Origin of the sequence: Syntrophomonas sp. (assembly GCF_028707975.1) — a bacterium.
GTDB lineage: Bacteria > Bacillota > Syntrophomonadia > Syntrophomonadales > Syntrophomonadaceae > Syntrophomonas.
This window is the reverse complement of sequence record NZ_JAQVZX010000123.1, coordinates 1-4,632: the sequence shown is the minus strand read 5'-3', so window position 1 is coordinate 4,632 and position 4,632 is coordinate 1. Positions and strand designations below refer to the sequence as shown.

Annotated in this window: 4 protein-coding genes and 1 pseudogene; all 5 read left to right on the top strand. The window is 41.4% G+C overall.

Features of this window, described 5'->3' with window-relative positions; genetic code table 11:
- The first annotated feature begins 49 nt into the window (after positions 1-49).
- Positions 50-742 (top strand): CRISPR-associated endoribonuclease Cas6, encoded by a 693-nt coding sequence (locus PHP87_RS10805; protein WP_299921238.1) that lies wholly within the window; start codon positions 50-52, stop codon positions 740-742.
- A gap of 4 nt (positions 743-746) precedes the next feature.
- The gene (locus PHP87_RS10800) at positions 747-2,510 is read left to right on the top strand and encodes a hypothetical protein (RefSeq protein ID WP_299921236.1); all 1,764 of its coding nucleotides are present in this window, start codon (positions 747-749) and stop codon (positions 2,508-2,510) included.
- On the top strand, positions 2,494-3,417 hold the full coding sequence (locus PHP87_RS10795) for a type I CRISPR-associated protein Cas7 (RefSeq protein WP_299921234.1): 924 nt from the start codon (positions 2,494-2,496) through the stop codon (positions 3,415-3,417). The genes PHP87_RS10800 and PHP87_RS10795 overlap by 17 nt, the downstream gene beginning before the upstream one ends.
- Positions 3,418-3,429: 12 nt before the next feature.
- Entirely contained in the window at positions 3,430-4,170 is a 741-nt protein-coding gene (cas5b, locus tag PHP87_RS10790) for a type I-B CRISPR-associated protein Cas5b (RefSeq protein WP_299921233.1), read from the top strand.
- Between the two features lie 59 nt (positions 4,171-4,229).
- Positions 4,230-4,632: pseudogene (locus tag PHP87_RS10785) on the top strand (CRISPR-associated helicase/endonuclease Cas3); the annotation flags it as partial.

Here is a 4,632-nt window from a genome sequence, read left to right as displayed (position 1 = left end):
TATAGAGTTGGCTACTGACTAATAATCATTGAAAAGGAGGTGATAAATTATGAACCTTTGTTTTCACGAACTTTTATTCACCATTCAATTTAACCAGGATATACCTGTGCGCCAGGTGCAATCCAGCTTGGCTGCGCTTATTGCCAATGGAATGACTTTCAGTGAACCACTAAAAGAATTGCATCAACAGAACATTTTCAAACCGTATGTTTTCTCGATGCCCTATCCTTTGGAACCTGATCGCATTTACCGCCGGGGTAGGATGTACTGCTTTAACCTGCGTACCCAAAAATTGGATTTTGCTCTGGCAATGAAGAATTATCTGCCCCAGGCTCAGGGTAATGCACGGGTAGTAGCAACCGAGCTTAGAACATATAGCCAGCCCCAAATTAGTGAGTTAGTAAGCCTTACCCCCATTATAGTTACGGTGGATAATCTATGCTGGATGCCGGAAAACGGCATTGGGTTGTTGGCCAGCCGACTACATAACAATGCGGCGAAAAAATACAAGGCTATAAATTCCGAATTTGCCGAACCAGAAGAAATGTTTTTTGAATTATTAGAAATTCTAAATCGGAAGCCCATTGCTATGAGTTATAAAGGGACTACCCTGCTGGGGCACAAGGTACAGCTAAAGGTAAAGCCTCAGCCATGGGCCCAGCAATTGGCGGTAACGGTATTAGCTCAGGGTTTAGCGGAAAAAAATTCCATAGGTTTTGGCTACTGTATAGCGAGGAGGTGAAGCATTGTTAAAGGATTTGCTAAACGAGTTTGTTAATCATCCTGATTTTGATGTAGATACGATGGTCCTGGATAATTATCAGCTAAAACCTGGCCTCTATATTCGTTTTGATAATTATAACAAAATGGACGAACTATATGTAAAGAAAAAAACGGATTTGCCTGAAAACGATCCTTTAGCGGAATGGTTTAAAAAAGCTGATTTTTACAGCAGCCTGATTGAGATGAATAAACCCGTAGACCCCAAGAAAAAGATTCACAGCAATAATCTATTTACTCTTTTTTGCAAGCGTGATGTTTTTTATCAGGAAGGCAAGGTGCACCCCCAGATGGAGGAGCATATTGACCGTTACTTCAGTGCGTTATTGAACCCCAGGAATAGAGAAACTGCGGATATCTTCGCTGCGGCATATTATAAGCCCCTTCCGGAAGAAAGTGTTAATTACAGTAAAGCACGATTTAACTCCGTATTGGATATGGTTGCAGAGTATATAAAAAAAGAGGGAATAAAGGAGAATTGTTATATTAAGCTTTTCCTGAATGCTGAGGAAGAGGTCTATGTTTATGAAAGCGGGCGTTATTTGCTTCCTAAGATATTTAACAATAACAGTTGCAATGTAAATGTCGGAGGCCGGATATTGGGACTTTCTAATACCGACATGGGAATGAACGCCAAGAAACCTTTTTTAGAACACAAGACTACTGCCTTCAAGGTGCCGTATCGTATCAGCGCTGAGGAAGCATTACTGCTGCGCAAGTTATATCTCTGGTTGTTTGGGCAGGGGAGAGGAGGCAGACCCCTATACAATGGCTACATTCCTGTTTGGGAACATGCTCCTCAGCTACTGCTCGTGGCGAATGAGGTGGATGTGTGCAAACCGGTGATATATCTGCATTTTGAACGAGGCATCGATCTTACTATAGACGATTGCGAATTCCTGCCGAGTTTTAGCGATAAAATGAGCAAAGCGATTGTTTTCACCAACTACTTCGACAATTGCTTGAATAAATCCAGTTATAAGAGTGGAGTATTGGACAAGCTGAGTGCGGTAGAGGCGCATATAAATGAAAACCTCTATGCTTTTCAGTTGCTTCGTAATTATGATGTTGAAAATATTAAGATTACAGATAAATTATCACAAGCTCTGGCCAATCAAATAATGCTGTCAAGGGAGGCTATGCGAGCCTGGCTTCGCAAGGGTTATTTCTTGCCTATGCAAAGCGGCGTTGACAAAATAACCATGGGAGTAATCCTGGCGCGGCTGCAAAAATTGGAGTTTATTCCGGCTTTAGCCTATGCCCTAAATGTAAGATTTTCATTGATGAAATATTTTCGTGAGGAGGAAAAGGATATGGGTTTAACTATCCAAACAGCTTACCTTAATTTAAGGGAAAAGGTTTTGAATACTAAGGATACGGCCAACTGTGAAAATGACCTGGAATTCTATCTGGCGACAGGACAACTCCTGCGCTATTTTTTCAGCTTAAGCCAGGCGCAAACTCTGCATTATGATGTATTATGGCGGGGCATAACCGCTGCCAGGGATGCAGGAGATATTAAAACAGAATGCCGGAAATATTTTCAGCGTTATGCTCACGATATTAATATTAATAACCCTCGTTTCAATAATATGCTCAGTATAGTTTCTTCGTATTTACCGGAAAAAGAAGAACCCATTAACCTGGATGCATTGTTTTACGGTTTTGCCGCCGACAACATTATTTATTATAAAGACAAGGAGGATGACAAAAATGATAAAGAACAATAGGGTATATGGAATTATCGGGGTAGGAGCTTACATGGCTAATTTTAATGCTGATTTGTCCGGTTATCCCAAGACGACCACCAATAATGATATCTTCGGCAGTGATAAAGCATTGAAATACCCCATGAAGCGCATGTGGCTTATTGAAGGTGAACCGGTACTCTATATAAAAAGCATGAAAAATAGTGAAGGCAGCGATAAAATGCAACCACGGGATTTAAACGAAAGATATACGCTTCTTTTTGGTGCTTTAGATGAAAGAACTCCTTCAGGGGAGGTTTTGGGCAATTTGTTTTCTGCTACTGATGTAATGAATTTTGGAGCTACATTTGCGGAGAAGAAACAAAACATCAGCATTACGGGTGCAGTACAAATAAATCAGGGATTTAACCTTTACGAAAAAACAAATGTATTGGCCCAGGACATACTTTCGCCTTTTCGCAATCCCAATGATAAAAGCGAAGACAAAACGGCTACATCCATCGGCACCAAAATCGTGACCGATGAGGCGCACTATGTCTATTCCTTTTCAGTAAACCCTGCAAACTACGCAGATTATGTTGGACTGATCGATGGCTTCGAGGGTTATACAATCGAGGCCTATGAAAAATTCAAGCGGGCGGCCAGGGTTGCCACCACGGCTTTTAACACCAATTCTAAAAGCGGCTGCGAGAATGAGCTGGCGCTTTTTATTGAACTGAAAGAAGACAGCAAGTTATTCCTGGCTAATCTGGATAGGTATGTCGAAGTGCGGAAAAAAGAAAAACAAACTTTATACGACCTGAGCAAACTGGCGGAGATAATTGCTCCACAGCAGGAAGAAATTCAATCTATTGAACTTTTCCATAATCCGATTAGCGTGAGGGTAAACTATGGCTCTCTTCCTTGTACGGTCAATTCAATATTTTAAGGGGTGTAGCTGATGAAAAGCTTGCGTTTTACCTTATCAGGGCCATTAGCCTGCTTTCGGCAACCGGATGTAAATGCCAAAGTCTATTTTACTTACAACAATATCCACAAGGTAGCTTTACTGGGCCTGTTAGGTGCAGTAATAGGCTTGAGCGGCTACCGCAATGCCGATCTTTATGGCCAGGATGAAAAATTATATCCCTCGTTTTACGAGGTGCTTTCGTCTCTACTGGTATCGGTTGTTCCCAATGCTAAGAATGGATACTTCAGTAAAAAGATTCAATATTTTAATAACAGTGTGGGTTATGCTTCCAAAGAAGAAGGGGGTAATCTACAGGTGCGGGAGCAGTGGCTGGAAAATCCCAACTGGACTATCTTCCTCGCTCGGCATGAACTGTATGCTTCGATATGGGATAAACTATGCGACTATATGCTGCAGGGACAATGTGTCTATATCCCCTATTTGGGACGCAATGATTTCCCGGCTCAGATAAGCGATGTTCATATGGTTGAACTAACTGCTTCAAGATCCGGACGCATTGATTCATTATTTTTATATGGCGGTGATCTTAACATCCTGGCTGGAGGCGATCCTTCGCAGTATTTATTTGTTGAAACAGCGCCCACCGGTCTGGTTCCCAAGCACAACTTCTACGAATTTGGAAGGTATATTTTTACCAACTGTACGCTTCCGGAGGATGAATTGCCCCCTAATCTATATAGCGATGGTGTCCGGCAATATAGTTTTTATTAAACTGGGTCACAGAAGGTTAAAAATGGTTTTTGCTTAGCTTATGGAGAGGGGGCCATGAAATGCAAAAAGTGAGCCTGGTTAGTCCGCATCAACTGCAAGATACTCGTTATCTCGCTCATACCAGGACAATAAACGGATACAAGCAAACCGAGACTTTGTTGGCTCATTCTCAGATGACTCTTCATTATTTTGAAATATATTGCTCTATAAAAGATATAGATAAAATCATAAAAAGACTAATTGATGCCGGTGGTTTTCAGGGTGAGGAAGCAGACAAAGTTTATATGGCATTCGTATATGCCATATATCTGCATGATTATGGGAAAATAAATCCACGCTATCAATACGATGTGCTGAAGAACAAGGTTTTTTATGCTATACGGGGACAGGCCATCAATTCCAACCATGCCCTGGCCTCAGCCTATTTATATTTGGATCATATGTATAGATTGTGGCCGGAAA

Coding starts and splice junctions, on each gene's coding strand:
- PHP87_RS10805 (WP_299921238.1), top strand. CDS start 50: ATGAACCTTTGTTTTCACGAACTTTTATTCACCATTCAATTTAACCAG.
- PHP87_RS10795 (WP_299921234.1), top strand. CDS start 2,494: ATGATAAAGAACAATAGGGTATATGGAATTATCGGGGTAGGAGCTTAC.
- cas5b (WP_299921233.1), top strand. CDS start 3,430: ATGAAAAGCTTGCGTTTTACCTTATCAGGGCCATTAGCCTGCTTTCGG.